At 62.8% G+C, this 26,080-nt stretch carries 26 protein-coding genes and 1 pseudogene; 16 read left to right on the top strand and 11 right to left on the bottom strand.

The window, feature by feature from the left end; all coding sequences use genetic code 11:
• Nucleotides 1–350: 350 nt before the first annotated feature.
• Both QZ269_RS06295 and QZ269_RS06290 read left to right on the top strand, forming a co-directional pair.
• A complete protein-coding gene (locus QZ269_RS06295) occupies nt 351–1,529 on the top strand; it encodes an aminotransferase class V-fold PLP-dependent enzyme (protein ID WP_291425463.1) in 1,179 nt (392 codons plus the stop codon).
• 241 nt (nt 1,530–1,770) lie between these two features.
• Nucleotides 1,771–2,493: a LysM peptidoglycan-binding domain-containing protein gene (locus QZ269_RS06290; protein ID WP_291425462.1), complete on the top strand. Its 723-nt coding sequence runs from the start codon at nt 1,771–1,773 to the stop codon at nt 2,491–2,493.
• A gap of 152 nt (nt 2,494–2,645) precedes the next feature.
• Here the strand turns inward: QZ269_RS06290 and QZ269_RS06285 are convergent, their stop codons facing one another.
• Together QZ269_RS06285 and QZ269_RS06280 are read right to left on the bottom strand one after the other, a co-directional pair.
• Entirely contained in the window at nt 2,646–3,149 is a 504-nt protein-coding gene (locus tag QZ269_RS06285) for a GNAT family protein (RefSeq protein ID WP_291425459.1), read from the bottom strand.
• Nucleotides 3,140–4,147 (bottom strand): nitronate monooxygenase, encoded by a 1,008-nt coding sequence (locus QZ269_RS06280; protein ID WP_291425457.1) that lies wholly within the window; start codon nt 4,145–4,147, stop codon nt 3,140–3,142. The genes QZ269_RS06285 and QZ269_RS06280 overlap by 10 nt, the downstream gene beginning before the upstream one ends.
• Nucleotides 4,148–4,225: 78 nt before the next feature.
• On the opposite strand from QZ269_RS06280, the gene QZ269_RS06275 reads away from it, so the two are divergent.
• Nucleotides 4,226–5,164 carry a histone deacetylase gene (locus QZ269_RS06275; protein WP_291425455.1) on the top strand — a complete coding sequence of 313 codons (939 nt, stop codon included), beginning with the start codon at nt 4,226–4,228 and terminating at the stop codon, nt 5,162–5,164.
• Here the strand turns inward: QZ269_RS06275 and QZ269_RS06270 are convergent.
• Nucleotides 5,157–6,050, bottom strand: coding sequence for a TAXI family TRAP transporter solute-binding subunit (locus QZ269_RS06270; protein ID WP_291425454.1), 894 nt, complete (start codon nt 6,048–6,050; stop codon nt 5,157–5,159). The genes QZ269_RS06275 and QZ269_RS06270 overlap by 8 nt on opposite strands.
• Nucleotides 6,051–6,301: 251 nt before the next feature.
• Between QZ269_RS06270 and QZ269_RS06265 the strand changes: the two genes are divergently transcribed.
• The 5 genes from QZ269_RS06265 (at nt 6,302) to QZ269_RS06245 (ending at nt 9,547) form a co-directional block, all read left to right on the top strand.
• Nucleotides 6,302–7,912 carry a peptide chain release factor 3 gene (locus tag QZ269_RS06265; RefSeq protein ID WP_291425452.1) on the top strand — a complete coding sequence of 537 codons (1,611 nt, stop codon included), beginning with the start codon at nt 6,302–6,304 and terminating at the stop codon, nt 7,910–7,912.
• 168 nt (nt 7,913–8,080) lie between these two features.
• Nucleotides 8,081–8,278: a 50S ribosomal protein L35 gene (gene rpmI / locus QZ269_RS06260; protein ID WP_291425450.1), complete on the top strand. Its 198-nt coding sequence runs from the start codon at nt 8,081–8,083 to the stop codon at nt 8,276–8,278.
• On the top strand, nt 8,278–8,637 hold the full coding sequence (gene rplT / locus QZ269_RS06255; protein WP_291425448.1) for a 50S ribosomal protein L20: 360 nt from the start codon (nt 8,278–8,280) through the stop codon (nt 8,635–8,637). The genes rpmI and rplT overlap by 1 nt, the downstream gene beginning before the upstream one ends.
• 110 nt (nt 8,638–8,747) lie before the next feature.
• Complete coding sequence (locus QZ269_RS06250; protein WP_291425446.1) at nt 8,748–9,257, top strand: hypothetical protein; 510 nt, start codon at nt 8,748–8,750, stop codon at nt 9,255–9,257.
• Complete coding sequence (locus tag QZ269_RS06245) at nt 9,257–9,547, top strand: hypothetical protein (protein ID WP_291425444.1); 291 nt, start codon at nt 9,257–9,259, stop codon at nt 9,545–9,547. Before QZ269_RS06250 ends, QZ269_RS06245 begins: the two co-directional genes overlap by 1 nt.
• A gap of 18 nt (nt 9,548–9,565) precedes the next feature.
• On the opposite strand, the gene QZ269_RS06240 is transcribed toward QZ269_RS06245, so the two are convergent.
• From QZ269_RS06240 to QZ269_RS06225, 4 genes and pseudogenes are all read right to left on the bottom strand, one after another.
• The gene (locus QZ269_RS06240; RefSeq protein ID WP_367272233.1) at nt 9,566–10,186 is read right to left on the bottom strand and encodes a pyrrolidone-carboxylate peptidase; all 621 of its coding nucleotides are present in this window, start codon (nt 10,184–10,186) and stop codon (nt 9,566–9,568) included.
• Nucleotides 10,187–10,291: 105 nt separating this feature from the next.
• A pseudogene (locus QZ269_RS06235) lies at nt 10,292–10,378 on the bottom strand (pyrrolidone-carboxylate peptidase); the annotation flags it as partial.
• A gap of 57 nt (nt 10,379–10,435) precedes the next feature.
• Nucleotides 10,436–10,558, bottom strand: coding sequence for a hypothetical protein (locus QZ269_RS06230; RefSeq protein WP_291425442.1), 123 nt, complete (start codon nt 10,556–10,558; stop codon nt 10,436–10,438).
• A gap of 411 nt (nt 10,559–10,969) precedes the next feature.
• Nucleotides 10,970–11,959, bottom strand: a complete 990-nt coding sequence (locus tag QZ269_RS06225; RefSeq protein ID WP_291425440.1) for a polyprenyl synthetase family protein — start codon at nt 11,957–11,959, stop codon at nt 10,970–10,972.
• 402 nt (nt 11,960–12,361) lie between these two features.
• Between QZ269_RS06225 and dnaJ the strand changes: the two genes are divergently transcribed.
• Nucleotides 12,362–13,495, top strand: a complete 1,134-nt coding sequence (dnaJ, locus tag QZ269_RS06220) for a molecular chaperone DnaJ (protein ID WP_291425439.1) — start codon at nt 12,362–12,364, stop codon at nt 13,493–13,495.
• A gap of 76 nt (nt 13,496–13,571) precedes the next feature.
• Here the strand turns inward: dnaJ and QZ269_RS06215 are convergent, their stop codons facing one another.
• Together QZ269_RS06215 and QZ269_RS06210 are read right to left on the bottom strand one after the other, a co-directional pair.
• The gene (locus QZ269_RS06215) at nt 13,572–14,222 is read right to left on the bottom strand and encodes a hypothetical protein (RefSeq protein ID WP_291425437.1); all 651 of its coding nucleotides are present in this window, start codon (nt 14,220–14,222) and stop codon (nt 13,572–13,574) included.
• Complete coding sequence (locus QZ269_RS06210) at nt 14,219–15,661, bottom strand: NAD(P)/FAD-dependent oxidoreductase (protein WP_291425435.1); 1,443 nt, start codon at nt 15,659–15,661, stop codon at nt 14,219–14,221. Before QZ269_RS06210 ends, QZ269_RS06215 begins: the two co-directional genes overlap by 4 nt.
• A gap of 485 nt (nt 15,662–16,146) precedes the next feature.
• On the opposite strand from QZ269_RS06210, the gene QZ269_RS06205 reads away from it, so the two are divergent.
• Complete coding sequence (locus QZ269_RS06205; RefSeq protein WP_291425465.1) at nt 16,147–17,088, top strand: ribose-phosphate pyrophosphokinase; 942 nt, start codon at nt 16,147–16,149, stop codon at nt 17,086–17,088.
• A gap of 240 nt (nt 17,089–17,328) precedes the next feature.
• Here the strand turns inward: QZ269_RS06205 and QZ269_RS06200 are convergent, their stop codons facing one another.
• Complete coding sequence (locus QZ269_RS06200) at nt 17,329–18,891, bottom strand: flavin monoamine oxidase family protein (protein WP_291425433.1); 1,563 nt, start codon at nt 18,889–18,891, stop codon at nt 17,329–17,331.
• Entirely contained in the window at nt 18,891–19,646 is a 756-nt protein-coding gene (locus QZ269_RS06195) for a cytochrome c (protein ID WP_291425431.1), read from the bottom strand. Before QZ269_RS06195 ends, QZ269_RS06200 begins: the two co-directional genes overlap by 1 nt.
• Nucleotides 19,647–19,787: 141 nt before the next feature.
• Here QZ269_RS06195 and QZ269_RS06190 point away from each other — a divergent pair, with 141 nt between their 5' ends.
• The 6 genes from QZ269_RS06190 (at nt 19,788) to QZ269_RS06165 (ending at nt 26,007) form a co-directional block, all read left to right on the top strand.
• Nucleotides 19,788–20,786, top strand: coding sequence for a 4Fe-4S dicluster domain-containing protein (locus QZ269_RS06190; RefSeq protein ID WP_291425429.1), 999 nt, complete (start codon nt 19,788–19,790; stop codon nt 20,784–20,786).
• 122 nt (nt 20,787–20,908) lie between these two features.
• Complete coding sequence (gene alr, locus QZ269_RS06185) at nt 20,909–21,967, top strand: alanine racemase (RefSeq protein WP_291425427.1); 1,059 nt, start codon at nt 20,909–20,911, stop codon at nt 21,965–21,967.
• 146 nt (nt 21,968–22,113) lie between these two features.
• Nucleotides 22,114–23,808, top strand: coding sequence for a tetratricopeptide repeat protein (locus tag QZ269_RS06180; protein WP_291425425.1), 1,695 nt, complete (start codon nt 22,114–22,116; stop codon nt 23,806–23,808).
• Nucleotides 23,805–25,145, top strand: coding sequence for an SPOR domain-containing protein (locus QZ269_RS06175; protein ID WP_291425423.1), 1,341 nt, complete (start codon nt 23,805–23,807; stop codon nt 25,143–25,145). Before QZ269_RS06180 ends, QZ269_RS06175 begins: the two co-directional genes overlap by 4 nt.
• Nucleotides 25,146–25,147: 2 nt before the next feature.
• Nucleotides 25,148–25,855: a redox-sensing transcriptional repressor Rex gene (locus QZ269_RS06170; RefSeq protein ID WP_291425421.1), complete on the top strand. Its 708-nt coding sequence runs from the start codon at nt 25,148–25,150 to the stop codon at nt 25,853–25,855.
• Nucleotides 25,852–26,007: a hypothetical protein gene (locus QZ269_RS06165; RefSeq protein WP_291425420.1), complete on the top strand. Its 156-nt coding sequence runs from the start codon at nt 25,852–25,854 to the stop codon at nt 26,005–26,007. The genes QZ269_RS06170 and QZ269_RS06165 overlap by 4 nt, the downstream gene beginning before the upstream one ends.
• The last annotated feature ends 73 nt before the right edge of the window (nt 26,008–26,080 follow it).

Here is a 26,080-nt window from a genome sequence, read left to right as displayed (position 1 = left end):
GTTGGGACAGATCTTTTGCGTAATGTCCCTACTCTACCCCTTTCCGCTTCGCAAGTCCCCCTGCTGAGCAGTTACCTCAATTTTACCTTTTACCCCCGGGGGCTAGCTCAGGGAATGAGCGCTATCAACTCCTGTCAGTAACCTAGATCAATAACATAGATTCGGCGCTGGCGGTAACGTATGGGGCTGGACCTAAGCCGTAAGCCATGCGAAGGGGTTCCGGTATCTCGTGTTTCTCGCTGGCTTCTGGCCCGCCAAAGAAGACTGAGCGAGTGGGAGATTGAACCCGGTACGCCTCCCCTGCTAGACCTGAGGGCCATCTCCGGGCTGCCGCTGGCCTACCCTGAGACATGACCCAGACGGCCCCCTCAGCCCAGCCCAGCGACGTTCACGAATACACCCCCCTCAACCGCCACCGCCTGATTGCGCCCGGCCCGGTCGAGGTCGCGCCGGATGTGCTGCTCGCGCTGGCCCAGCCGCAGATGCACCACCGCGCCCAGGAAGGAATCGACCGCCTGATGGAAGCTCGCCAGAAGCTGACGCGGCTGCTGGGCGACCCTTACGACGCCGTGATTACCACCTCCAGCGGCACCGGGGCTTTCGAGGGAGCGCTGGTAAGCACCACGCCGCCGGGCGCAAAAGTCGTGAACGCGCAGGCTGGAAAATTCAGTGAACGCTGGGGCCAGATGGCGCAGCGCTTTGGCTACGACGTTCAAATCGTTGCCAAGCCCTGGGGTGAACTGCTGGACGCCGACGAGGTAGCCCAGGCCTGCAAGGACGCCCATACCCTCTGCGTGACCCACAGCGAAACCAGCACCGGAGCGCTGCATGATCTCGGAGCGATTGCGAAAGCGGCCAGGGCACAGAATCCCGACCTTATTATCATTGCCGACTGCATTACCAGTTACGGCGTGGCCGAGCTGCACCCCGCCGCCTGGGGCGTGGACGTGATCGTGTCGGGCAGCCAGAAGGGTACGGCGACGCCCCCCGGCCTGGGATTCGTGCTGTTTAGCCCGGAAGTCCAAACCCGCATGATCAAGGACACGCCCCACGGGTTTTACCTTGACATGACCCGTGAACTGGCGGGGCAGAAAGCAGGCAGCACCCCGCAGACCCCGGCCATCAACCTGATCTACGCCCTGAGTGTGGCCCTAGACCGGCTGCTGGCCGTGCCGCTGAATGTGCTGTGGGCTGAGCAGCGCTGCAAGAACAGCGCCCTGATCGCCGCCGGAACCGCGCTGGGTGCCCCGGCCTGGGCCACGCGTACCAGCCCGGCAGTGGCGGTACTAAAGCCGCCTGCTGGCATCACGGGCCGTCAGGTGGCTGCCCGCCTCGCCGCCATGGGTCAGCGGGCACTGGCCGGACAGGCCCCCTACGAAGACGCCGTATTTCGCCTTTCGACGATGGGCTACGCCGACCGCTACGACGCCCTGGCGATTGCCGGAATGCTGGAGGATGCCTTTGCGGGGCTGGGCGTTCAGTTCACGCGTGGGGCCGGAGTCCAGGCAGCCTGGCAGGCCCTCAAGTAATGCAGGCCCTCAAGTAATTTCGTTGACCAGCCGGGTTGCCAACTCCACGCCCGCAAGCCGTGGCTCTCCGGGTTGCTCTGAGGCGCAGTTCTAGGAGTCCGTATGATTTCTCATCTGTTGGGTGTTCGTTTCAGACAGGTGCCGTGCAGCAAAGGACTTTAGCTGCCACGACAATGAGACATAGAACCATCGTCCTTTTAGCAAAGGTGGCGTAGGTTACACGGTGGTGTAGAGTTCAGCCATGTGGCCTTTTGGAAAAAATACGACGGACCGAATCAAAGACGCTATCAACGCCAACCCGGTGCTGTCCCCACTGGGTCTGAACGTGCAGGAACAGGGCGGTACAGTGAAAGTTGTGGGCCAGGTTCAGCGTCAGAGTCAGGTTGGCCTGATTAACGCCGTGGTCGGCGGAATCAGCGGCGTTAAGACTGTGGACGTGAGCGGCGTGAGCGTGCTGGAACAGGCTTCTGCCCCCGCCGATATCAGCAACGTGCAGATTGGCGACATCGTGCAGCAGAGCGCGGGCGAGGCCCAGTTCGACGATAAGGCCTTCGAGGACCAGAGCCGCGTCGCCAAGGAAGTGCTTTCGGCAGTGCGCGGTAACGGTGAACTGGCCGACAACCCCATCGACGTGCTCCAGAGCGGCAGCAGTGTCGTGCTGCGCGGCGCCGTGGACAGCGATCACGAACTGCGTCTACTTCAGCAGGTGGCCCAGGGCGTCAGCGGCGTGACCGGCGTGGATGTCAGCGGCGTCTCGGTGCGTGCGGGTGCCAAGGAACTGTCCAAGGAAAAGGATCAGAGCACTGGCGACACCGTTTACACCGTGAAAAGCGGCGATACCCTCAGCGCCATTGCCCAGAAGTACTACGGCGACGAGATGCGCTACAAAGACATTGCGCACTTCAACAACATCAGCAACCCTGACGCCATTCAGGTCGGCCAGCAGATCCGTATCCCCGGCTGAACTCCGAAATTCAATGAAAATGCAACCGCCTCGCGTTGGGGCGGTTTTCTTTGCTCCGCCGCCTTAACCCCGGCGGCGCCAGCGCCTCCCGAACAGCGGGCGAAGTACAGCGGCGAGGTGCGCCCAAACCCGCACTGGCTGGCCGGGCAGGGTCACTGATCGCCGGTGGGCCGATTCAGTTTGTACTGCACCAGCCCCACCGTCTGCCCCCGGTACAAGTCTGTTCCTTCGCGGCCAATTTCTACAAAGCCCAGCCGCTGCATCAGCGCATGCGAACGCCGATTAGGTTCGTGAACCTCGGCCCAGACGCGCTCTAGCCGCAGCACTCCAAAAGCGTGACGCAGCATCAGCTGGCCTGCTGCCGTGCCTAGGCCCTGGCCCCACAGGCGGCTCTCCCCTATGGCGACGCCCAGTTCGCCCGAAACGGCGACCAGGTCTGCCAGATCGGTATAGCCGACCAGCACCCCGTTATGCACGATACCCAGCCGGAGGAACTGACTGGGCGGCGCAGTGATGAGGCCGCGCCAGTGGGCCTGGATGCGCCCGGCAGGTAAACCGGGTTCCCAGCCATTGCTGAGACAGAATTCCCGGTCTTGGCCCCACTGCGCGGCGTAGTTCTCGTCGCCGGGGCACAGGGAACGTAGACTTACGGACACAGCGCCTCCAGAATCTCGGCTGCACTTCCCTCACGCCCCTGCCAGACGCCCTGGCCCGCCCAAAGGCTGATCAATTCGGCGCGGCCCTGCCGAGCAGCCTCAGCACGCAGCGGCCCAGTCAGCGCATTCTGATACGGATAAGGCAGGGGCTGTGAAAGCTGCTCGGAGACAGTGTTTTTAAGCCCGCGTGCGGTGCGCCCACTGAAATTGCGAGTGAGCACCGTGTCGTCCAGTTTAGCCTGTGCCAGAGCCTTGCGGTAAGGCGCGGAGGTTCCGGCCTCGCTGGCGCGCAAAAAGGCGCTGCCGCACTGCACCAGACTGGCTCCGGCCTTCAGCGCGGCCAGCACGTCTTTACGGGTCATCAGGCCACCAGCAGCGATCACCGGGATTTGAATGGCCTGTACCGTTTTCTGAACAAGTTCCAGCGTGTCCGCGAAGTCGTCCTGCACCCAGCCGCCCCGGTGCCCGCCCGCCGCGCCGCCCTGCACGACCACGGCCTCTACCCCGTCTGCCGCCAGAATGACCGCTTCCTCTGTACTGGTCGCCGTGCCGATGCTCAGGATGCCTCGCCGCTTGAGTTCGTCCAGCTGCGCCCTTTCGATCCGCCCGAAGGCGAAGGAAAAGACCGCCGGGTGTACGTCCAGCACAGCCTCAAACTGCGCGGCGAAGTCCGGCTGCACCTGCGGCGGCAACGTAGGCGGCGTGAGGCCCAGTTGGGCGTACAGCGGGGCCAGTTCGGCGATAGCGGCGGCCTGTTGCGCGGCGGTCACTTCCGGCAGTTCCTGCGGCGCAAACAGGTTCACGGCAAACGGCCTCGCGGTCAGTGTTCGGGTGGCCGCGCCCGCCGCCCTGATCTGCTGCGGCGTCAGGTAAGCCGCGCCGACGCTGCCCAGCCCGCCCGCCTCCGACACGGCGGCGACCAGTTCCGGCGTGGTGATCCCGCCCGCCATCGGTGCCAAGACGATGGGCCTGTTCAGTTGGAGAAGCTGCATATTCATAGCACCATGATGCCGCCGGGAACCCTGTGATCAAAGCCCTGCGCGGCGGGGCAGCGGCCCGAGGCGTACGCTAAGCAGGTGGCCGAGTTTTTGTACCCCTACCGCGCCTGGACCGCCTACCGCCGCGCCGCTTACGCCAGTGCCCCGGCTCCCCGGCGTCAGTTCATGCCCCGCGCCGTTATGGAAGACCTGCTGACCCAGGCCGCCCGCAAGCTGCCCCTGCTGGACGCCCCCGATTTGCCCTGGGCGCTGGCCGAACGGGTTCACGACGCGCAGTATCTGCGCCGCTGGCGAGCAGGCGAGGTGACGCGGGCCGAGGAGAGGGCGATGGGTTTCGCGTGGACCGACAGCGTCGTTGAGCGCGGTCTGGGCAGCAGCGGAGCGACCTTTGCGGCTACTCAGGACGCGCTGCGCCTGGGGCTGGGCATCAATTTCGGCGGCGGCACCCACCACGCCTACCGCGACCACGCCGAGGGCTTTTCTTTCCTCAACGATGTGGTCATCTCAGCGCAGTGGCTGCTCGATGAGGGCCACGCCCGGCGCATCCTGGTGCTGGATTTCGACGTGCATCAGGGCAACGGCACCGCCTCCATGCTGGCAGGTGAGCCGCGCGCGCTGACCGTCAGCGTCCACGGCGCAAACAATTACCCGTTCGACAAGGAAGTCAGCGGGCTGGACGTAAACCTGCCCGACGGCGCAGACGACGCGGCTTATCTGGCCGCCCTGGACCGCCAGATTGCGCCGGTGGTCGGAGCTTTCACGCCCGATTTCGTGTTCTATCTGGCTGGAGCCGACGTGCTGGCGGGTGACCAACTGGGACGGCTGGCGCTGACCCTGGCCGGAGTGCGCCGCCGTGACGAACGGGTATTCCGCTGGGCGGCGCGGGCCAGAATTCCGCTGGTTTGCGTTATGGCCGGGGGATATAACCGCGAACCGCAAAAGCTGGTGCAGGCGCGGCTGGGCACGCTGGAGGCGGCATTGGGTGCCTTTTCTCCAAAACTGAGAACTTCTACTTGAACCAGGGCCAGTCGCCTTCCTTGAAAGTCACCTCGTTCCATTTGGGGTGAAAGCCTTCCGTTTCCTGCAAGGTGCTCAGTTTGCTGATCGCGCACTTCTGGTAGTTCAGCAGCGCACTGCGTTTTTCGGGCGTCTTGAAGTCACGGGTCACCAGAATGCGCTGCACGGCGTAAGTCGGCACGCCGTTACCCAGCTGCGGATAGTGCAGGGTGGCCGCTTTGTAAAACCCGCTCAGCGCAGCGGGCGCAATGTCGAGCGGCACGAGGTCGAACTTGGTGGCGTCGAGCGCCTTGACCCAGTCGGCAGGCTGACCCACCACGGTCAGCACGGCGTCGACCTGTCCGGCAACCAGTGCGTTCATGGTGTCCTCACGCGTCTTGTATTCCAGAATGCCGACGGGCACGCCCGATTTGGCTTTCAGGATGTTGGCGGTTACGACGCTGCCGCCCCAGCTGCCCAGTTTCTTGGCCTTCAGGTCGCTCCACCGGGTAATCCCGGTAACGGTGACCTTGCCAAAGATGTTCTTCTTGGCGACGGGTTGCCTGGCAATCAGGTGAATCTCGTCGAAGTTGAGGGGCAGCAACTGCTTGATCTCGGCCACGCGCGGGTCGTGCTCAACCTGGTCGCGGGCCTTAAGCACGTCGAGCTGCACGAAGGCCAGCGCGACCTGATTGCTTAGCAGCAGTTCCAGATTCTCGACGCTGCCGGTACCCTGGCGCTGGCGCAGGAAGGACGCGTTGGTACACACCTTGCCAATGTCACGGAACATGTCCGAGGCCGTCGAGCCTTTGGGACTGGTGGCGACATTCAGAAAAACAGGGGGAGCGGCTTGGGCACTGCCAAACAGCAGGACTCCGGTCAGCATTTGAATCAGGGCTTTTTGCATAGTGTCCTCCAGAGTTTAGGGCAAAGACGCGACTGTTCTAAACTGTTCTAAGCGCAGCAGAGCAGGGGTCTATCAGGGTTACGTCAGTCTATAGCGGGCCGGGGCGCAACTCTGTTCAGGGCACGGTCAGCGGGCGCAAAAGCGGGTAGTATCTTCTTTATGACCGTTCTCCTCCAGCCCCACTGACGCGAGTCGAGGACGCGCGACATTTCAACCTCAATTTCAGGCTCACTCAGCCTGCCGGAGTTTCCATGACTGCCCCCCAATCCAATACTGCTGGCCCCTCGGCGGCCCTGGAGCACGAAATTGCCCGCCGCCGCACCTTCGCCATCATCAGCCACCCCGACGCCGGGAAAACGACCATCACTGAAAAGCTGCTGCTGTACGGCGGCGCTATTCAAGAAGCCGGGTCGGTGACTGCCAAAGAGGGCCGCGCCCACACCAAATCCGACTGGATGAGCATTGAGCAGCAGCGCGGGATTTCTATTTCGTCCAGTGCGCTGACCTTCGAGTACGCCGGGCGACACGTCAACCTGCTGGATACCCCCGGCCACCAGGACTTTTCCGAGGACACCTACCGCACCCTGACCGCCGCCGACAGCGCCCTGATGGTGCTTGACGCGGCGCGTGGCGTGCAGACCCAGACTGAGAAACTGTTCGCGGTGTGCCGCAACCGGCAGGTGCCGATCCTGACCTTCGTGAACAAGATGGACCGCCCGGCCCTCGACCCGTTCGAACTTCTGGCCCAGGTCGAAGAAACGCTGAAAATCACGGTGGTGCCGCTGACCTGGCCTATCGGCGACGGCCCCGACTTCAAGGGCGTGTATGACCTGCAAACCGGGCAGGTGCTCGCCTTCGAGCGCACCTCGGGCGGCAAGCACCGCGCCCCGGTGCAGACCGCTGGCCTGGACGACCCGCAGCTTGACGCGCTGGTCGGCAAAGACCTGGCCGCCAAACTGCGCGAGGATGTTGAACTGATCAAGGGGGCCATGCCCGAATTTGACCCCGCCGAGTTCCTGCGCGGCGAACTGACGCCCATGTTCTTTGGCAGCGCCATGAACAACTTCGGCATCGAGCACTTTCTGAGCAACTTTGTAGAGCTAGCCCCCCCGCCAGGGCCAGTCGAAACCAGTCTGGGCGAGCGCGAACCCACCGCCGGATTCGCCGGGTTCATCTTCAAGTTGCAGGCCAACATGAGTAAGCAGCACCGTGACCGCACCGCCTACATGCGCGTGATCTCGGGCCACTTCGAGCGCGGTATGGACGTGACCCACACCCGCACCGGGCGCAAGCTGCGTCTCTCGCAGGCGCATACGCTGTTTGCCCAGGACCGCGAAAAGGTCGAGGACGCCTACCCCGGCGACATCGTGGGCCTCGTAAACCCCGGCGTGTTCCAGATCGGGGACGTGATCAGTGTAGACGGCAAGGTCACGCTGCCCAGCTTCCCGCGTTTCACGCCCGAAACCTTCGCTACCCTGGCCCTGAAGGACGTGGGCAAGCGCAAGGCGTTCATGAAGGGCTTGACCCAGCTGGCCGAGGAAGGCGTGGTGCAGGTGTTCTACCCCACCGACGGGGCGCGTGACCCCTACCTGGGCGCGGTGGGGCCGCTGCAATTCGAGGTGTTCCAGGCCCGATTAAGCGAGGAATACGGCGTGGAAGTCGAGATGAACGTGACCAGTTATCAGCTGGTGCGCTGGCTGGCCGGGGACCCCGAAGGTGTGGCCCGCTTTGCCCGCCACGTCGAGGACGACCAGGGCCGCCCGGTGATGCTGTTCCGCAGCAAATACGACCTCGAATATACCGCCGAGCAGCACCCCGAAATCGAGTTCCTGCCACTGCCTAAAGACCTGACGCGGGTATAGGTCACCTAGGACCTTTGTGCCCCTTGACCGCGCCTGGCCTGGTCACGTAAACTACTTTCTTGGTCAAGTGGGGCAGGGCAACCAACAGCTTTCCAGCGTGGAAGCGGCCCGAACCCCAGACAGCAGCCTCTGGACTCAGAGTGCGACTGGACTCGCAAGGAGGGCACCATGCCCAAGATGAAAACCCTGAAAGCGGCCACCCGCCGCATCAAGATCACCGGCACCGGTAAGGTCATGGCGTTCAAAAGCGGTAAGCGCCACCAGAACACCGGCAAAAGCGGCAACGAAATTCGCGGCAAAGGCAAGGGCTTTGTGCTTGCCAAGAGTGAGTGGGCCCGTATGAAGCAAATGATGGGTGGTAAATAATGCCCCGCGTTAGGACCGGCATCGTTCGCCGCCGCCGCCACAACAAGGTTCTGAAGCGGGCCAAGGGCTTCCGTGGCAGCCGCAGCAAGCAGTACCGCAACGCCTTCCAGACCCTGTTGAACGCCGCGACCTACGAGTACCGCGATCGCCGCAACAAAAAGCGCGACTTCCGCCGTCTGTGGATTCAGCGTATCAATGCCGGTGCCCGCCTGCACGGCATGAACTACAGCACCTTCATCAGCGGTCTGAAAAAGGCCAACATCGACCTCAACCGCAAGGTCTTGGCCGACATCGCTGCCCGCGAACCCGAAGCCTTCAAGAGCCTCGTGACCGCCGCGCAAGGTGCCCACCAGCAATAAGCGTTCTTTTTGTCCTAGCCGCCTCCACCTGGGGGCGGTTTTTTATCAGGTCTGTGGTGCCCGGTTCAACCCGGGGCCGTATAACCCCTGGGCCGTATAACATAGGCGTCGTGAATCCTGCCCGCCTTCTTCTGTCGACCATCGCCGGGGTGGCCGCTGCCCTCATCGCCTTCTCGGTGGTGTCTGTGCGCGGTGATCTGGGGGGCGTGTTCCATTTTCTGCACGAGCGGGGTGTCGCCAAACGGTTGGCGGCTGCCGGAGCCACGCCCGAGCAGGTCACCACGGCCAAAGCTAGAGCCCTGGCCGTCGCACAAAGTTTTGCCGACCCAGCACTGGCAAGCCGCCTGATTCCGCTGGAATTGCTTGTCGGGTTACTGATCGCGGCACTGGTGTGGTGGTTGTTTGGGCAGCGGGTCGCCAGAGCCGAGTCTGGGCAGGAGCGCCCCGACGTGCAAGAACGGATGGTCATGCGCTTTGCCCACCGCCACGGCGGACACTTTACGTTGCGTGACCTGATGGAACGCAGCCCCCTAAGCAGCGAGCAGGCCCGCGAGGTGACAGTCCGGATGGTAGAACGCGGGCAGCTACGGCGCGAGGACGAAGGATACACGCTCAGCTAATGCCCCAGGAACGCCCCTTTCTGACTGAGCCGAGCGAAGCAGGCACAGCGGCCAGCGGAGCCGCGCCTGACCCGCTTTTTGATCTGGCGGTGAACCGGGCGGCGGTCACTATGCGTGGGCTGGGCACCCAGGACGCCCTGGCCGCCTGGCACGCCCGCACCCGCTTTGCCCGGCGCATTTCACTGTTAGAGGTTCAGCGGGCGCTGCACGGTCGGCCCCAGTCTGGCGAGTGGCACTGGCAGGGCGGCCCGGACGGCTCCTGGCAGCCTGGCAAGGCCCGTTTTCCCTAACCGAGATCCCCGGCAATCCTAAGCGAGACTCTGGGCAATACTTTCGGCTGCCAGCCAAACCGCCCGCGTGATTTCTGGCTGCGGCAGGTAGGGCACGGGTGGACGGTCCTGCGGTACGGCCAGGGCGACCTCGGCGCTGGCCGGAAGATGCACAAAGCCGCAGGGAACGTGGGAGCGGCCTGTGGTGTGCAAGTGGTGTAGGGCCTGATACATAACGGCGTTGCACACGTACAGTCCCGCCGAGTTGCTCACGTAGCCCGGAAGCTGCGCCGCGTGCCAGGCACTTAGGATGCGCCGCAGCGGTAAGGTGCTCAGGTAGGCGGCGGGGGCCTGCGCGTGAGGGTGAACCGGAGCGTCCCGGTACACCTGCCCGGCATTGTCGGGAATATCAAAATCCATGACGTTGACGGCCACCCGTTCCAGCGCAACCTGGGCACGCCCCGCCGCCAGTCCGGTCAACAGTACGGCATCCGGTTGATGGTGTTCCAGAGCGCTCAGCAAGGCTTTTGCCGCCCCGTGGGGTTCCACGGGAAGCAGGGCCGCCTCGATACCCAGGGCAACCGCAAAGTCGGAGACTGCATAACATTTGATAAGTAGCCAGTAAGCAGGCTGGCTATTTTTACTGTATCCATCGGCCAAATACTCTCGGCATGGCGAAGCGTGATTTTCAAACGAAAAGTTTCACTTTACATTTGAGGGACTTTGCGGTTGCCCTGCCTCGATACCCAGCTGGCCTGCACGTTGCCCGCCGAGGGCCTGTGCGGCCTGGGCGCTGGGGTTATCAGGATGCGTGTGAAACGGCTCGAAGCCGGTAAGCAGCAGCGTAGGCATCCTGTAATTTTAAGGCCGGGGCGCAACAAGCTCTCGCCCACTCCCAGTTACTGGCATTCATGAGGTTCTGTAGGCCGTCGGGGAAGCGACGATGGTGGCCCGCATAGTAGCGCTGCTTGCCCCGACCACCGTGACCGGCCCGTTCTGAGTCACGGTGATGACCGCCCCGCTGCTGGTCATCTACTCCAGCTCTCCAGGATAGAGGCTTTCTTAATGTTCACATCTGATCCAACGACCCTGCACTGAAAGTACAGGGATTGGGGTTGCGGCTAAAGCCGCCTTGTCGCCCTGCCTGCTGCGCTGTGGAACTGCTTGCCAGTCCCCCGTCATCCCAGCGCAGTCAAAGGGGGGTTTTCAGCTTGTTGAGTCGCCAAGTCTGCTCTAACCGACGCTTGCACTAAAGTGCATGGCTCTAACCCAGCGCTTTCGTAGAGTAGAGCTCCCACTTTGGGGTAGGGGCTGAAAAGGATGCTCTCATGGCTCATCTCTTGCAAAAGTCGCCTCATATCAGACTCACAGAATAGGTATGAATTGATTCACATTCCAGAGTTCATCTAGTGCTCATTTAAGGGTCAAGTTCAAATCGGGCGCTTACTGCTCTCTGGTTGCCAGTTCGTGCACCGCTCCGAGCAGTTGTCGGGCCGCCTCCTGATCGGGGGCTGACATAAGAGCGGCTTCCAGCAGGGCCATTCCCTGCGTGGCCTGCTGGTTGGCAAACCGCTGCGCATAGTCCACGCTGCCGCTGTCCAGCAACCAGTGGTGAATCTGGTCGACCACCTGCTGATCTTTCTGGGGCCGGTCGCGCTTCATTTGATCCAGAAAAACCTGTTTCTGCCCGGCAGGGGCCTGAGCCAGCCAATGCAGCACAATCAGGGTTCGTTTGCCTTCCAGCAGGTCGCCGCCGATTTCCTTGCCGTATTTGACCGGGTCGCCAGTCAGGTTCAGCACGTCATCCCGGATCTGAAAGGCGGTGCCCAGCGCCAGCCCAGCAGCGCTAAAAGCCTCATTCACAGGCAATCCGGCGGCCAGCGCCCCCAGCCGGAGCGGAACAATGACCGTGTAGTAGGCCGTTTTCAGTTCGACCATCTGGAGGTAATCGCTTTCTTGGAGGTTCCACTCACGGCGCTCGACCCAGGCCAGATCGAGGTGCTGGCCCTCGGCAGTGCGGGCGATCATCGCCAGAAATTCCTCCATGGCCCCTGGAATTCCGGCCCGCTGCACGGCGGCCCACATATAGGCGTGCAGGGCGTCGCCCACGTTAATGGCCAGGGGCACGCCGCACAGACGGTGCAGGGCAGGTTTTCCCCGGCGCTCCTCGCTGTCGTCCTCGATGTCGTCGTGAATCAGCACCCAATTCTGAAACATTTCCAGCGCCGCCGCCGCCCACTGCGCCGAGGTCCAGGCCGCCGTGCCAGAACGCACCCCGTGGGCCTGCGCCGAGGCAAGCAGCAGTTCCGAGCGAATGCCTTTGCCGCCGCGCCGGGGATAGTCGCGCATCAGGGCATAAAAATATTCTAGTTCGGGGGTAGGGCTGTGCTCGGGAAGCAGCGAAAGCACGAGGTCAAGGAGTTCAGCCCGCATGCCCGACAGTCTAGAGCAGTCTGGCAAAATCCGTCTGGAACATTTATGTGTGGCACCAAAGGCATCTGGTGTAACTCACGTTCACACCAGGCCCCCCTGCCCGATTGAACTCCCCTGGCATAAGCTTTCAGGGGCTTACAAGACTGCTCCGTCCGGGACGTGAAGAACCTATACGGACTGCCGTGTGTTTCGCTGACTACCCGCAAGGACACCGGGTTGCCAACGCCCAGAAACCCGTCTCTCTCTTGCCCGCTTTGCCGCGCCACTCTACGAAGCCGCTCGGGGCCATGCTGGAATCATCACCCGGCAGGGACTTATAACTCTAAAGCTACTTTTCTTGAGTGCGTTCGTGTTAACTTAGGAACCGGAGGTCGGGCGCACGTCCCGGCGATGACACGACTTATGGATTACTACGAACTGCTGGGCGTTGCCCGTACCGCGAGCGCCGACGAAATCAAGAGTAGCTACCGCAAGCTGGCCCTCAAGTTCCACCCTGACCGCAACAAGGAAGAGGGAGCTGCCGAAAAGTTTGCCCAGATCAACGAGGCCTACGCCGTCTTGAGCGACACGGAAAAACGTGCCCATTACGACCGCTTCGGCTCGGCCCCTGGCGCGGGGATGCCTGGCGGCGATCCCTTCGGCGGCATGGGCGGCGCAGGCTTTGACCCCATGGACATTTTCGAGCAGCTGTTCGGGGGCGCAGTAGGCGGTATGGGAGCACGCGGGCGGCGCGGCCCGGCACGCGGCGACGACATCGATACCGAGGCGCACATCAATTTGCTCCAGGCCCGTGCGGGCGAGGAAGTCGAGGTCGATGTAGACCGCCTGACCACCTGCGAACACTGCCACGGCAGCAAAACGGAACCGGGCGGCAAACCACCGGCCAAATGCACCACCTGTAGGGGCAGCGGCGCTGTTCGTGCCCAGGCCCGCACCATTTTTGGCGTGGTCGAAACGCAGCAGGTGTGCCCCACCTGCAAGGGCGAAGGCGAACTGATCGTAGACCCCTGTACCGTTTGCAAAGGCCGGGGGCGCACGCTGAAGGCCGAAAAAGTCAAGGTCAAGCTGCCCAAAGGCATCGACGAGGGCTACCGCATCCGCGTGGCGAATATGGGCAACGAAGGCCCCGGCGGTAACGGCGACCTGTACGTGCATATTGAGATGGAAGCCCACCCCGAGCTGCGGCGCGAGGCCGAGCACCTGATTTACCCGGCCAAAATCGGCTTTGCGACGGCGGCCATGGGGGGCGACATCACGGTGCCTACGCTCGACGGGCCGCAGCCCGTAGAGGTCAAGGCCGGTACGCAGCACGGCGAACTCTACCGCTTGAAAGGCCAGGGCATGCCGCGCCTACAGGGGTCGGGCAACGGCGACCTGATCGTGGAGTACGACGTGATAGTGCCCAAGCCCAGCCAGCTGAACGAGCAGGCCCGCGAGGCCCTGAAAGCCTACGCCGCTGCCATGGGCGACCAGGCCCCACATGAAAAGCACGAGAGCTTCTTCGACAAAGTGGGCAAGATTTTCCGGGGCGACTGAAAACCGGGGCGCAGTGAAGGCTTAGCTATACGCAAAAAAATGTGGGCCACTAGGAAAAAGTCCTCGTGGCCCACGCTCAGGCTGTCTCTGCTGCGCCGCCCGGAGTTTGTGGGGGTTTTACACCGCCCGGCACCGTCTCGAATTCGCCCGTGTCGGTGCCCCGGTTGACCTCGGTGCCGCCGCTGAGCAGCAGGGCGCGTTCCAGCACGGTCTGCCAGTTGGCCCGCTGAGCCAGCGACATTCCGGCCAGATACGCCAGCCGGTCGGCGCGGGTGCTGGCACGCACGCAGGACTGCACCTGCAAACGGTACGCCCCAGGGCCGGTCGGAATGGCCTTGAACTCGACCCAGCCGGATTCGGGGTGCATGCGTAGGGTTCGGTTGCGAAAGCGCAGCGGCTCGACCAGTTCTGTTTCGACGTAACCGCGCCGCAGCAGCATCAGGATAAAGTAGCGGTCCCCCTTGTGGCCTACGCCCGGCTCCCCTTTGACCTTGGTGGTGGTCGCCAGGAGCTTAGGCATGACCTCGGGAAAGTGGTTCAGCACCCCGGCCACCACATCCTCGGGTGACTTGCGGGCGTGCTGCACGTCGACCCAGTAGCGCCGAATGGTCACGGGGCCGACGCCGTCCTTCTCGGTGGTGGGGGCCAGTTCGGGTTTGTCCTTACCGGGGCGCAGCAGCCACAGGCCGAGCGCCGTAGCGGGAAGCAGTAGGTAGCGTTTTTTCATGGAATCTCCTTGATACCGAATTCGTCTTTCAAAGCGGTGAGCGCCGCGTTATAGCCGCACATGCCGTGAATGCCGCCACCCGGCGGGGTACTGCTGGAACACAGGTACATACCCCGCACAGGAGTCCGGTACGGGGTCAGGGCCAGATTGGGACGCTTGAGAAGTTGCCAGAGGGTACCTGCACCGCCGTTGACATCGCCGCCCATCATGACTGGGCTAAAGGCCTGAATCTGTGCGGCAGTGGTGACTGTGCGCTGCATAATCAGCCTACTAAAGCCGGGGGCAAAGCGCTCAATCTGCGCCTCGACCTGCGGGCGGATATCCTGATTGCTGCCATTAGGTAGGTGGGAATAGGCCCAGAAGGTATGCTGGCCCGCTGGGGCACGGCTGGCATCGAACAGGGTGTGCTGCGCCGCCAGGACGTAGGGGCTTGGCGACGCGAACTTGGTGTTGGCCGCTTCTGAACGCGTTACTTCCTCGAAGGTGCCGCCGATGTGCACGGTAGCGGCTCGCCGGACGCGTGGGTCGCTCCAGGGCACCGGCCCCGAGAGCGCGTAATCAAATTTCTGAATGCCTGGGCCGTACTGGTAGCGTTCCAGGGCGGCGCGGTAACTGTGCGGAGCACGGCTGCCCAACAGCTTCAGCAGCAGGCCCGGACTACTGTCTACCAGCGTCACGCGGGCCTCAGGTAACTGAGCCGCCGACTCTACCCTGACGCCGGTGATAACCTCACCCCCCAGAAATTTCAGGTAGGCCTGCATCGCGTCTGGAATCGCCTGCGCCCCGCCCCTGGGAAAAGGCCAGCCGACCGCGTGACCCAGCAAAATTAAGACCATAGTCATGGCCGAGGTTCCCGGAGTAGTCAGCGGCAGGGTCGTATGCGCGGCCATACCTGCCCACAGTGCCCGCGCTTCAGGCGTCTGAAACAGGAGTTCGGCCACCGCGTGCGCCGAGGGCAAGCCCTGAATACCGAAGCGGGCCAGCGTGAACGGACTGCCCGGAATGCGGATCAGAGGACGCAGGATATCGTGAAGCAGCCCTTCCCAGTCGGCCAGCAGCGGACCAAAAAGCGCCTTCCAGGTTTTGCCGTCACGGCCCAGGCCCTCTGCGGTGGCTTCCAAGCTGCGTTCCAGGGTCACGCTGCCATTTGAACCGGCCCGCATGGTGTGAACTGCTGGGGCCTCCGGGTCAATCCAGTCAAGACCAAACGCATGTAGGGGCCATTGCCGGAACACCGGGCTGGCGACGGCCAGCGGGTGAATCGCCGAGCCGAAGTCATGCTTAAACCCCGGCAGGGTCATTTCATGAGTCGTCATCCCGCCGCCGATATGGTCGTGCGCCTCCAGCACCTGCACCCGGAGTCCGGCGCGGGCAAGCGTAATGGCCGCTGCCAGACCGTTGGGCCCAGAACCCACCACCACTGCATCGAGCTTACTCATGCCCCGAGCTTAGCGGCTGGGCGCGGCGGGGCCGGATTATCTGAAGGTCAGCAAAAGACCAGGCGGGCCACTACTCACCTGTCAGAAGCTCCCGGTTGCAGTTCGGCGTATCTGGGGAAAGCGCCCGAATCCGCTTTGCAGCGCAGCTTTGCGAGTCCACTTCCACCAGCAGCTCCTTTTTGCCTTTTCGTTCCACCTGGGGTAGAGGTGCTTCATAATGGACTCTGTACCCGGCAGCTACCTAGCGGCCAGAGCGGGCTAGTTGTCCAGATATGCCGGACACGCCTCCAGCGGGCGGGTGGGCTGCTGCCCTGTTCCCAATCTGGTCACGGCCCTAACGCATGACAGGGAGCGCAGCAGGCAGGTATGCTGCCTAAGGTTTATTTAACGCACCGTATACACCTACTTCTGGACCCCTGGAGGATTTACCCTTGTCCGTTCCCCACCGCGCCCCGCAAGAGTTGCTGCAAGGCAAACGCTCGCCCATGCTGGTCTTTTCGGGCCAGAGCAACCGTCCACTGGCTCAGGCCATCTGCGACAGCCTCGGCATTCCGCTGGGCCGCAGCAAAACCGAGAAATTCACCAACGACAACATCATCGTGCATTACGAAGAGTCGCTGCGTGAAGGCGATATTTTTCTGATTCAGACCTTTTCCACGCCAGTCAGCGACGCGATTATGGAACTGATGCTGATGATCGACGCCGCCAAGAGTGCCAGCGCAGGCCGCGTGACCGCCGTCATTCCGTACTACAGCTACGCCCGCAGCGACAAGAAAGACAGCCCGCGCATTTCCATCGCGGGCCGCCTGGTGGCCGACCTGCTTCAGGAAGCCGGGGCCGACCGCATCTTGACCATGACGCTGCACAGCCCGCAGGTACACGGCTTTTTCAAGGTGCCGGTAGATCACCTGTCGGCAGACATTGTGCTCTCGCAGCACTTCAAGAGCTGTGTGTCTAACGCTCATGAGGGCGTGGTGCTGGCCCCCGACGCGGGCAGCATCAAGCGGGCCTCGCAGATTGCCCGCAGGCTTGACAGTGGCCTGGCGATGATCGACAAGGAGCGCCTCAGCGACACCGAGGTGCGGCCCCGTGCCCTGATCGGCGACGTGGAAGGCAAGACTGTGTTCATCATTGACGACGAGATCAGCACGGCGGGCAGCCTTGTGGAAACCGTCAATATTGCCCGTGGCATGGGGGCCAAGGATGTGTACGTGGCGGTCACGCACGGCGTATACACCGGCCCGGCCATTGAACGCATCGCTGCGCTGGACGTCACCCAGGTGGCAAGTTGCAACACCGTACACGTCTCGGAAGAGAAGATCAGAAATGCGGGTGGCAAACTGGCCGTGCTCGATGTAGCTCCGCTGTTCGCCAACGCGATCACCAACATCCATACCGGCGCGAGCGTCAGCACGCTGTTTACCTAAGCCCTTGACCCGCTAGGCGCCTCCTACCGACTGCGCTCAATACTGGTACAGCTGGGAAGCGGGCAGGCCCCATCCTGGGTGCCGTTTTGCCCAAGAAGCGCCTTTACCGCGAAACCCATATTTTTCCTTCGCGCATCCGCTCCGATTGAATCTGAAACAACAAGATTCAATCGGAGTTCGTATGACCCACATAACAAACCCGTCAGGCACAGGCGCTGACGGGCGTGGTGCTGGTCAAGATCAGGCTTTGCTGGCAGCCTCGTGAATGATTTCTACTGCCGAGGTTCCGGCCAGCAGCGCTCCTTCTTGCCAGGCGTTCCAGTAGGACGTGTGTTCGCCCGCCAGAATAAAGCGCTTGTCCAGGGCACACAGCGTCGGATAGATATCCTTGCGGGTTTCTTCGTTGTACAGGCCGTAGCAGCCTAGCGTAAAAGGCACGCGGTGCCAGCCCACTGAAATACCGTTGTCGAATTCCTTTTCGGCCTGTGGGTGAATGGCAATGTTCTGCTTCAGTACTTCCTGCAAGCGGTCCTTGGGGTTCATGCCGGTGAACTTCACGGCGTCAGGGCCGAACATGTACGCGCCCAGCACCACACCCTTGCCGTTCGAGTTGTAGTTGTTGGCCGGGTAGGACATCAGCCCCATGCTCTGGTCGGTGTAGGTGACCCCACCATAAATCGCTTCGTCCTGCTCCCAGAAACGTCGCTTGTACTGCATCCCCGCTTTGAAGGACGGCCCATACGGCACTTTCTTGATGGCATCGGCCAGTTGAGGGCTCAGGCCGGTACTCGGAATCTGGCTCAGGATGCTCAGCGGAATGGTGCAGATGCAGTAATCGCCCCGCGCAGTTCTAGTCGAGCCGGTGGTCAAATCTTCGTATGTGGCCGTTACGCCGCCCTCATCCTGCTTGATGTCGGTGACTCTGCTGCGGTACTTGATGAACTGCCGGGTACGGGCCTCGAACGCCCGAGCCATCGCGTCGATTCCGCCCACCGGCTCGAAAATAGTGCTGTGGAACTCGTAGGCCAGGCCGGTATTCAGGTCGGTCCATAGGTCATTCTTGACAATGGCGTCCAGGCTCAGCGGCGTGCTGGGCGTGCCGGGTTCCAGCCGCGCACCGGGGTCGCGGTCATAGCCACGGTAACTGCTGGTCGCCAGGCTCTTGCTGTAGCGGTAATCCTTGTCTAAGAACCCCCAACCCTTCAGAGCTTCGAGAACCTTGGCCTTGTCCTCGCCAGTCATCTCGCCCTGGAGCGCGTTCTGGCTCAGGGCCTTGGCGAGCAGCTCGGAAACGTGGCCCTGCATGTCGATCATCAACTTGCCCTGGCGCTCTTTTACACCACTTGTGCGGTGAACATAGGCGTTGTGATTGATCATCGGAAAGACTTCCAGCTTCACGCCAAATTCGCGGGCGTAGTGCTGGTAGGCCTGGTGAACGTGCGGAATTCGCCAGGGGCCGGGGTTGAGGTATAGCCCCTTATCGAACTGACAGGTCTGCTCGAAGCCGCCCAGCTCGGTGTATTTGTCGCCGCCGCGAATCGTCCATACGCGGCCCCCGGCGCGGGCGTTGAACTCCAGAATCTCGACCTCGTATCCGGCCTTGTTCAGTTCGTAAGCGCTTACCATACCAGCCAGGCCGCCGCCCAGAATCAGCACTTTCTTGCCCTTGCCGCCTGTGCCCAGCTGCGGCTGCTTGTAGGTGGAAGGAGCTGCCAGCCCCATCACGGTCATCATCTGGAACACGGCGGCGCTGCCACCAGCCAGGCCCACCATGCCTAAAAAATCACGCCTAGATACGCCCATCAGCCTGCCGCCTCCCCAAAAATCATGTAATGCTGCCCAGGCTGACGCATCTTTTTCACGTCGTCGGGCGTCACCTTGTCGGTGTTGTTGTTCAGCTCGGTGCGAATGTAATTAACCACTTCGCTAATCTGCTGGTCGTTCATATAGTGCCCGAAGCTGGGCATGCCGCCGTTGCCGTACAGCACCATGCCGGTGGGGTACTGCATGGCCTTGAGCTTGGGATTGTTGGCGAGCGCCGGGTAAATGCCCGCACCCTTGGCCCCCTTGCCGCCGGGCATGTGGCAGCTCTGGCAAGCCTGCACGTAAATTTCAGCGCCCGTCCCCTGAAACGAGGTATCAGTCACGGTCTGCTCCTGTGGCAGCGCGGCAGCGGTCGCGGCGGCCCCGGCACTTCCGGCGGCGGCCTGACCCTCGACCGGGGTCTTGCTGGCGTTATCGGCTGTCGCCGTGCCAGTAGCCGCAGCCGTGGCTGGCGTACCCGACGCGGTGGCCGTACCGTCCGCCGCCGTGGTTGTGCTGGCTGTATTTGTTGTGCTGGCCGTGTCCGCGCTACTGTTCGCCGCCTTGTTGCCGGTGTTCTCGTTGCGGTCGATGACCGTGGTACCCGGAATCCCTGCGTTAACTGCCGAAACCGTATCGGGGTTCCCGACATGCCGCCCGAACAGCAGCAGCAGCAAGACGCCCAGCACTGTGCCGATCACCAGACTGAGCAGCAGCGTGGGAAGAAGTGAAAACTCGCGCCTTTTAGAGGCCATACTGACTCCTTTTAATCATGAGAGACTGAATATTTCCTGTTCAGCTTAGTCAAGCCCCGGCAAAACTAGGCATTAGATGACGGGAGCATTAAGAATCCTGCTCACAGAATGAGTTTTGCACGGTGGCGTACACTGCGCGTCATGCTGCGCGGCGTGCTCGAACAACTCGGTGAACTCGGCAACTTAGTGCCGCGCTACACGCAGCCGCGCTGTCTGCTGGTTCGTCAGGCGGCGGGCGGGTGCGACATTTGCCAGACTATCTGCCCACATACGGCCATTGAGCTGGCAGCGGGCAGCTTCGCCATCGAAATTGACCATCAGCGCTGCACCGGCTGCGGCCTGTGCATGCAGGGCTGTCCCACCGGCGCACTCGAATACGACCTTCAAACGTCACTGCAAGCCGTGCAAGATCAGCGCGGTGAACCCGAGGCGACCCTGACGTGTTCGCAAAGCGGCGCGGGCGGGCCGCAATTGCCCTGTCTGGGACGCGTAACCCCGGCGCTCCTGAGTGCGGCGGGCGCCTGGAACCAGCCGCTGACCCTGATTCACGGCGCGTGTGAACAGTGCAGTGTGGGTTCGGCGCAGGTACCCCAGCAGGTGCAGGAAGCCATGCGTGCAACGCAGCGCCTGCGCAGCGCGACCGGGCGGCCAGCGCAGATTACGCTGCGGGCCGCCCTCCCCGAAGACAGTTCCCGCGCCCTGAACGTGTCGCGGCGCGGGGCATTCGGCACCCTGCTACGAATGGGCCAAAAACAGGTGGTTCAGAACCTCCCCGAAAGGCCGCTGCCCTTCGTAGACTGGAGCGAACCCGCTCAGCGCACCCCCGGGGAGTGGCGCTGGCGCAAGCAGACGCTCAAGCCCGCTCCCCCGCCGGACGTGGCGGTCTATTGGCCTGCCCCGGTGGTTGACGACAGCTGCATCGACTGCCCGGTGTGCGCCAACGTGTGTCCCACCGAGGCGATTACGCGCGAACTGTCCCCCGAAGGCGGCGTGCGCCTTCTGCTCGACCTCAGCGCCTGCACGGGTTGCATGGCTTGCCTGCGTTCCTGCCCGCCCCAGGCCATCCATGAGCAGAGGCAGTGGTTTCCAGCCGCCCTGGAAGCGCAGATTCTGCTGCGTGAAAGCGACAGCGTGATGTAACCGGGTGATGTGACCGTGTGATGTAACAGCGCGATGTAAAGGTGGGGATGTCAAAGGTAGAAGGTAACGGCGGGACGGAATCTACGCCTGATCGCGCCAGCCCCGGGGCTATCCTCTGAATCATGCTTGCCCGCGCTGTCGCTCATATTTCCGAATCGGCCCTGAATCATAACCTGAGTGCGCTTTCCGGGTGTGCCGGGGTGCCGCTGCTGCTGCCCATCAAGGCCGAGGCTTACGGACACGGCCTGCAACTGGTCGCCGGACTGGCCGCCGCACACCCGGAGGTCTGGGGACTGGCCGTCGCCACGCCCGCCGAAGCCCAAGCCGTGGCCCGGCTCAGCCTGGGCAAACCCGTCGTGCTGCTTACGCCTCCGGCCCCCGAGGAACTGACCGCGCTGGCCGATCTGGGGGTACGCCTGCCCGTGGGCACACTGGCCGAGGCCGAGGCTCTTCCGGCACACGCCGTTGCCCACCTCAAGGTCGATACTGGCATGAACCGCCTGGGGGCGCGGCCCGGAGAAGCTGTACATATCGGGCAGCGACTGGCCGAGCGCGGGCTGCTAGAAGGCGCGTACACCCACTTCGCCAGCGCCGACGAACCCGACCTCAGCTTTTCGCAGGAACAGTTCAGGAAGTTTCAGGGCGTGCTGGCGCACTTGCCCCCAGTGCTGGCGCACGCGGCTAACGGCGGCGGCGTTCTCAGTTTCGGTCGGCTGCCGGGCATGAGCCTTGCGCGGCCCGGCCTGGCCTCCTACGGCTTTGCGCCCGAACACCTGCGGAGCGTGCTGGCGCTGCGACCCGTCATGACGTTGCGGGCCAGGGTCAATCAGGTGCATACCGTCTACGCGGGCGAAAGTGTGAGCTACGGCGGCCTGTGGACGGCCCCGCGCGACACCCAGGCCGCCGTGATCGGCGTGGGCTACGCCGACGGCTACCCGCGTAACGCCACCCTGAAGGCCAGCGTCCTGATCGGGGGCGAACGCCGTAGGGTGCTGGGCCGCATCTGCATGGACCAGATGATGGTGGATGTCACGGGCCTGAATGTGCAGCCGGGCGACTGGGCCGAGCTGTGGGGAAACGGCAAAATCACCGTCAGCAACGTGGCCGAGTGGAGCGGCACCATCGAGTATGAGGTACTGACTGGCCTAGGGGTCCGTGCAGAGCGAGTAAAATCAGAGTGATGTCCAGACACTGGGGCGCAGAAACCGCCTCACGTCGCCATCCCATAACACCCGTACCGGAATCACAGGCAGTTCATTAGGTAAGGGTTGTGCAAGAAGCCAGCACCTAACCTGAAGCTGTCCGTCTTCTCAGGAGGCCCTAAAACATGCACCCGTCCCCTTCATTTCCTCAACTGACCCGCGTTCTTATTGCGGCCACCCTCGTCGTCGGCACCGGTGCCCGGGCGCAGACCCTGACGGACACTTCCGCAGCCATGAGTGGGCAAAACATCCTCAATTCCACTGGTGCCCCCAACAGCGCCGCCGTCTTGCAACACGTACGGCAGGCCGCCAACAGCGTCAAGGCGGCGGAAGCTGCTAATACTCCAGTCGACAATGGGCTGCCCACAAAGCCTCCTGCCGACGCAGCCCCGGTAGCCACGGTTGCCAAACCTGCTGTGGAAGTCACCCCCCTGACCACGGCGGAGCAAGCCGCGCTGCTGGTTGCCCAGAACAACCTGAAAGCGGGCCGCTACCCGCTGGCCCGCTCACAGTTCGAGGCGCTAGTCGCGCAGCATTACAACAACCCCGAGCCGCACTTCGGCCTGGCGCTGGCGCTGCTGGCCCAGAAGGACGACAAGGGAGCCGTTTTTGAACTCACGCAGTTTCAGGCCATGGCTCCTGACCGCTATGAAGGCCCCTACAACTTGGGCGTCATCGCCACCCGAGCCGGGCGTTACGCCGACGCCCTGAAGTTCTACACCGACGCCGCCGCCCTCGCCAAAGACAAGACCTCTCCGGTCATTCAGGCTCAGATTCTTGACGCGCTGGCGGGCGAACAGACCCGCAAGGCCGATTTCGCCGGGCTGAGCGCCACCCTCAGCGACCTCAATGTCCTGCGCCCAGGCGACGCCAGTGTGCAGTTCCGGCTGGCGCAGGCCCAGACCCTTTCCGGCAACGGAACCCAGGCCCTGCCCGGCCTGTACGCCCTGATCCAGAAACAGCCAGAGCGGGCCGACGCCGTGAACCTCGTGGCCGACATTTACGTGACCCAGGGCTTGGCCGACCGCGCTTTACGCGAGCTTGACGCCGCCATCAGCCGGGCCAAGACCGGTAAGGCGCGCTCGGCGCTGCTGCTGCACAAGGCGGATATTCTCGCCGGGCAGGGCGATACCCGCGCCGCCGTGTTCTCGGCGCAGGCCGCGCATGTGCAGGATCCCAGCAATGTAGACGCCTACAGCCGTGAAGCCGACCTGCGCCTGAGCCGGAATGACCGTTCCGGGGCACTTGAAGCGTATCAGAATGCCCTGAAGCTCACTCCCAAGAACGCCCGTATCCGCACCAATCTGGCCGCCCTGCGTCTGGCAATGGGTCAAACGGCCCAGGCTGGACAGGACGCGGAGCTGGCCCTCAAGTCCTCGCCGGACAAACCCACCCAGGCCCGTGCCCAGTTCCTTCAGGGAGTGGCGCTGTACCGCGGCGGACAATATGCCCAGGCCAAGACCCTGCTTAATGCCAGTGCCCTGAATGCGCCCAGCGCAGAGACTACCCTCTGGTTGGGCCTGGCGAACTACGCCCTGAAGGATTACCCTTCGGCGGTGGCGGCCCTCAGCGAAAGCATTAAGCTTAAGCCGAGTGTGCCCGCGAGGCAGAACCTCGCCTCGGCGCTGCTGGCCGCAGGCCGTTATCCGGAGGCCGAAGCCGTCTTGAAGGGCCTGGTCACCGACAACGCCAAGAGTGGCGAGGCCTGGTATCTGCTTGGACTGGCCCAGCGTGGCCAGATGCGGGCCGAAGACGCCCGGGCGTCGTGGAAGACAGCGGCCAACCTGGGGGATGTCCGCGCGAAGGAGGCCCTTAAGTGAGTGGGGCAAGGCCACAGTCACGCCCCCCACAACGCTGGCCCGACATCATGATCGGTGTCTTGACTCTCGCGCTGCTCGGCGGCTTTGGAACGCTGCTGCTCGGTCAGCGCAAGCCCGCTCCAGTAGCCGTTACCCTGCCGCCAGTCAGCACCGCGATTCCGGCTTCTCCCGGCACCGTACCCGTCCCGGCCACACCTAAACCGCAGTCCGCTTCGGCCCAGCCAGGACAATCGGCCCAGTCAGCCGCCCACCCAGCACAGTCGCCAGCAACCCCACCCGTCACCGCGCCTGCCACGAATTCGGCCCCTGCAGCGAGCACTGCGCCGAGCACCAGGGACAGTGCGCCGGTTCCGGTGCAAAACAGGCCGCAAACGGCTCCAACCGCGCCGGTGACGGCTTCCGAACCAGCACAAACTAGCGGCGCGGCGGTCAAAGCCTCGACGCAACCAGCTGAGGCGGCGACTTCCCGGACCACAGCGCAGACCACCGTTGACCAGAATACGGTGGCCCAGACCAGCGCAATTCCGCCTGTTCCTGCCGCGCCTCCGGTCAAGCCGATCACGCCACCAGTCCTGCCCGAGCCGGTAGCCAAGGCGCCGCAGACCCAGTCGTCACAGACCCAGTCACCACAAGCGCAGCCGACGGCCAAAACCAACGATAAGACCACCACGGCGACCACTTCACCAACACCCGAAGCGCCGCCCATTTCGGCCACGCCCGACGCGGCTCCCCGGAGTGGGGGTGCGGTCGCCACCAGCGAGAACCGTATTCCGCGCCGCAGCGATTACCGCATCAGCCTGGGCAGCTTCGGCACGCGCGGCACGGCTGAAAATCAGACGGCGGGGGTAGGCACGCTAGGCTACAGGGTTCATCCTATCGATGTAGGGAGCCAGTACGTCGCGCAGGTCGGTCCGTTCGCCGATGAGGCGACGGCGCGTCAGGCACTGGCCGATATTCAGCGGGCTTACCCCAACGCCGTGCTGCTTCAGCCCAAATCTAAGACGAAGACCGCCACGGCTCCGAGCACCACTGCGGATAACACCGACGCTGCCGCTGCGCCGGGAGCAACGCAGCGCAGCGCACGTACGGCACAGACCCAGATTCCCGCCCGTACTGCGCCCAGTGGGCCGACTTACCTGCAAGTCGGGTCGTTCAAGTATGTCGAAAGTGCCCAGAAACTTGTGAGTGTTCTGCGCGACAACAACTTTGCGCCTACCGTTAATAATCCTCCGGACAGTAGAACGACGGTGCTTGTCGGCCCCTACAGTGGCGACGCCCTGCTGCGGGCCGAAGCCCGACTCGACAACGCCGGACTTGGGCATTTCCGCGTCAAGTAATCATGGCTGATATTCCCACCGCCGCCATCAGCCGCCTGGTCACTTACCTGCGCATTCTTGAGCAGCTCGAAGCTCAGGATGTCAGCCGCACCAGCAGTAACGACCTGGCCGAACGCGCCAATGTAACGCCTTTTCAGGTGCGTAAGGACTTGGCCTACTTCGGACGTTTCGGAACGCGCGGTATGGGCTATACAGTTGCGGTCCTTAAGCGTGAACTGGTCCGGGTACTGGGCCTTAACCAGACCTGGAATGTCGTTATCATTGGGATGGGGCGTCTGGGACAGGCCATCGCCAATTATCCCGCCACCGATTACCGTTTCGAGTACGTGGGAGCCTTCGACATCCATCCTGATCTCGTGGGAACGACTGTGCGTGGGCTTGAAGTGCAGCACACCAATCAACTCGCCCACTTTGTTCAGCAACAGGCGCACACGCCCGGAAGAGTGGACATGGGATTTATTGCTGTACCACCCGAAAGCGGGCAGGCGGCGGCTCAGGCCCTGGTGGGGGCCGGGGTCAAGGGCATCTTGAACTTTGCACCAGTAGTTATTCAACCCCGCACCCTGGAACGCGCCGGGCATCACGAAGTCAGTGAAGAGTGGCACGGCGTCATTATTGAAAATGTCGACTTCTTGGCAGGCATGAAACGGCTCGCCTTCTATATCCTCAACCCTCAGCTCAAGATCACCGATTCGGAGGAACACTTATGAAAAGACTCGCAATTCTGGCCCTTCCACTTCTGCTCGCCGCCTGCAACTCTGGCAACGGCACATTCACCGGCTCCAGCTTTTCGGCCACGGCTGGCGGTACCGGCGCTGAGGTCGAGTACAACCACATTTACAACACCACTAGCAAAAGTTAGAGGCTGTCTGAGGCCCTAACCATGGGAAATGTTTTAGGCTTTAACGGTGGAACGCGCAGCTTACCCTAGCGAC

Origin of the sequence: Deinococcus sp. (assembly GCF_018260405.1) — a bacterium.
Classification (GTDB): Bacteria; Deinococcota; Deinococci; order Deinococcales; family Deinococcaceae; genus Deinococcus.
The sequence above is the reverse complement of the archived record's forward strand: the minus strand, read 5'-3'. Positions and strand labels throughout refer to the sequence as shown.

Coding starts and splice junctions, on each gene's coding strand:
- QZ269_RS06245 (WP_291425444.1), top strand. CDS start 9,257: ATGCCCCAGGAACGCCCCTTTCTGACTGAGCCGAGCGAAGCAGGCACA.
- rpmI (WP_291425450.1), top strand. CDS start 8,081: ATGCCCAAGATGAAAACCCTGAAAGCGGCCACCCGCCGCATCAAGATC.
- dnaJ (WP_291425439.1), top strand. CDS start 12,362: ATGGATTACTACGAACTGCTGGGCGTTGCCCGTACCGCGAGCGCCGAC.
- QZ269_RS06210 (WP_291425435.1), bottom strand. CDS start 15,661: ATGAGTAAGCTCGATGCAGTGGTGGTGGGTTCTGGGCCCAACGGTCTG.
- QZ269_RS06215 (WP_291425437.1), bottom strand. CDS start 14,222: ATGAAAAAACGCTACCTACTGCTTCCCGCTACGGCGCTCGGCCTGTGG.
- QZ269_RS06225 (WP_291425440.1), bottom strand. CDS start 11,959: ATGCGGGCTGAACTCCTTGACCTCGTGCTTTCGCTGCTTCCCGAGCAC.
- QZ269_RS06180 (WP_291425425.1), top strand. CDS start 22,114: ATGCACCCGTCCCCTTCATTTCCTCAACTGACCCGCGTTCTTATTGCG.
- QZ269_RS06290 (WP_291425462.1), top strand. CDS start 1,771: ATGTGGCCTTTTGGAAAAAATACGACGGACCGAATCAAAGACGCTATC.
- QZ269_RS06190 (WP_291425429.1), top strand. CDS start 19,788: ATGCTGCGCGGCGTGCTCGAACAACTCGGTGAACTCGGCAACTTAGTG.
- QZ269_RS06280 (WP_291425457.1), bottom strand. CDS start 4,147: ATGAATATGCAGCTTCTCCAACTGAACAGGCCCATCGTCTTGGCACCG.
- rplT (WP_291425448.1), top strand. CDS start 8,278: ATGCCCCGCGTTAGGACCGGCATCGTTCGCCGCCGCCGCCACAACAAG.
- QZ269_RS06205 (WP_291425465.1), top strand. CDS start 16,147: ATGCTGGTCTTTTCGGGCCAGAGCAACCGTCCACTGGCTCAGGCCATC.
- QZ269_RS06295 (WP_291425463.1), top strand. CDS start 351: ATGACCCAGACGGCCCCCTCAGCCCAGCCCAGCGACGTTCACGAATAC.
- QZ269_RS06270 (WP_291425454.1), bottom strand. CDS start 6,050: ATGCAAAAAGCCCTGATTCAAATGCTGACCGGAGTCCTGCTGTTTGGC.
- QZ269_RS06200 (WP_291425433.1), bottom strand. CDS start 18,891: ATGGGCGTATCTAGGCGTGATTTTTTAGGCATGGTGGGCCTGGCTGGT.
- QZ269_RS06230 (WP_291425442.1), bottom strand. CDS start 10,558: ATGACCAGCAGCGGGGCGGTCATCACCGTGACTCAGAACGGGCCGGTC.
- QZ269_RS06195 (WP_291425431.1), bottom strand. CDS start 19,646: ATGGCCTCTAAAAGGCGCGAGTTTTCACTTCTTCCCACGCTGCTGCTC.
- QZ269_RS06265 (WP_291425452.1), top strand. CDS start 6,302: ATGACTGCCCCCCAATCCAATACTGCTGGCCCCTCGGCGGCCCTGGAG.
- alr (WP_291425427.1), top strand. CDS start 20,909: ATGCTTGCCCGCGCTGTCGCTCATATTTCCGAATCGGCCCTGAATCAT.
- QZ269_RS06170 (WP_291425421.1), top strand. CDS start 25,148: ATGGCTGATATTCCCACCGCCGCCATCAGCCGCCTGGTCACTTACCTG.
- QZ269_RS06165 (WP_291425420.1), top strand. CDS start 25,852: ATGAAAAGACTCGCAATTCTGGCCCTTCCACTTCTGCTCGCCGCCTGC.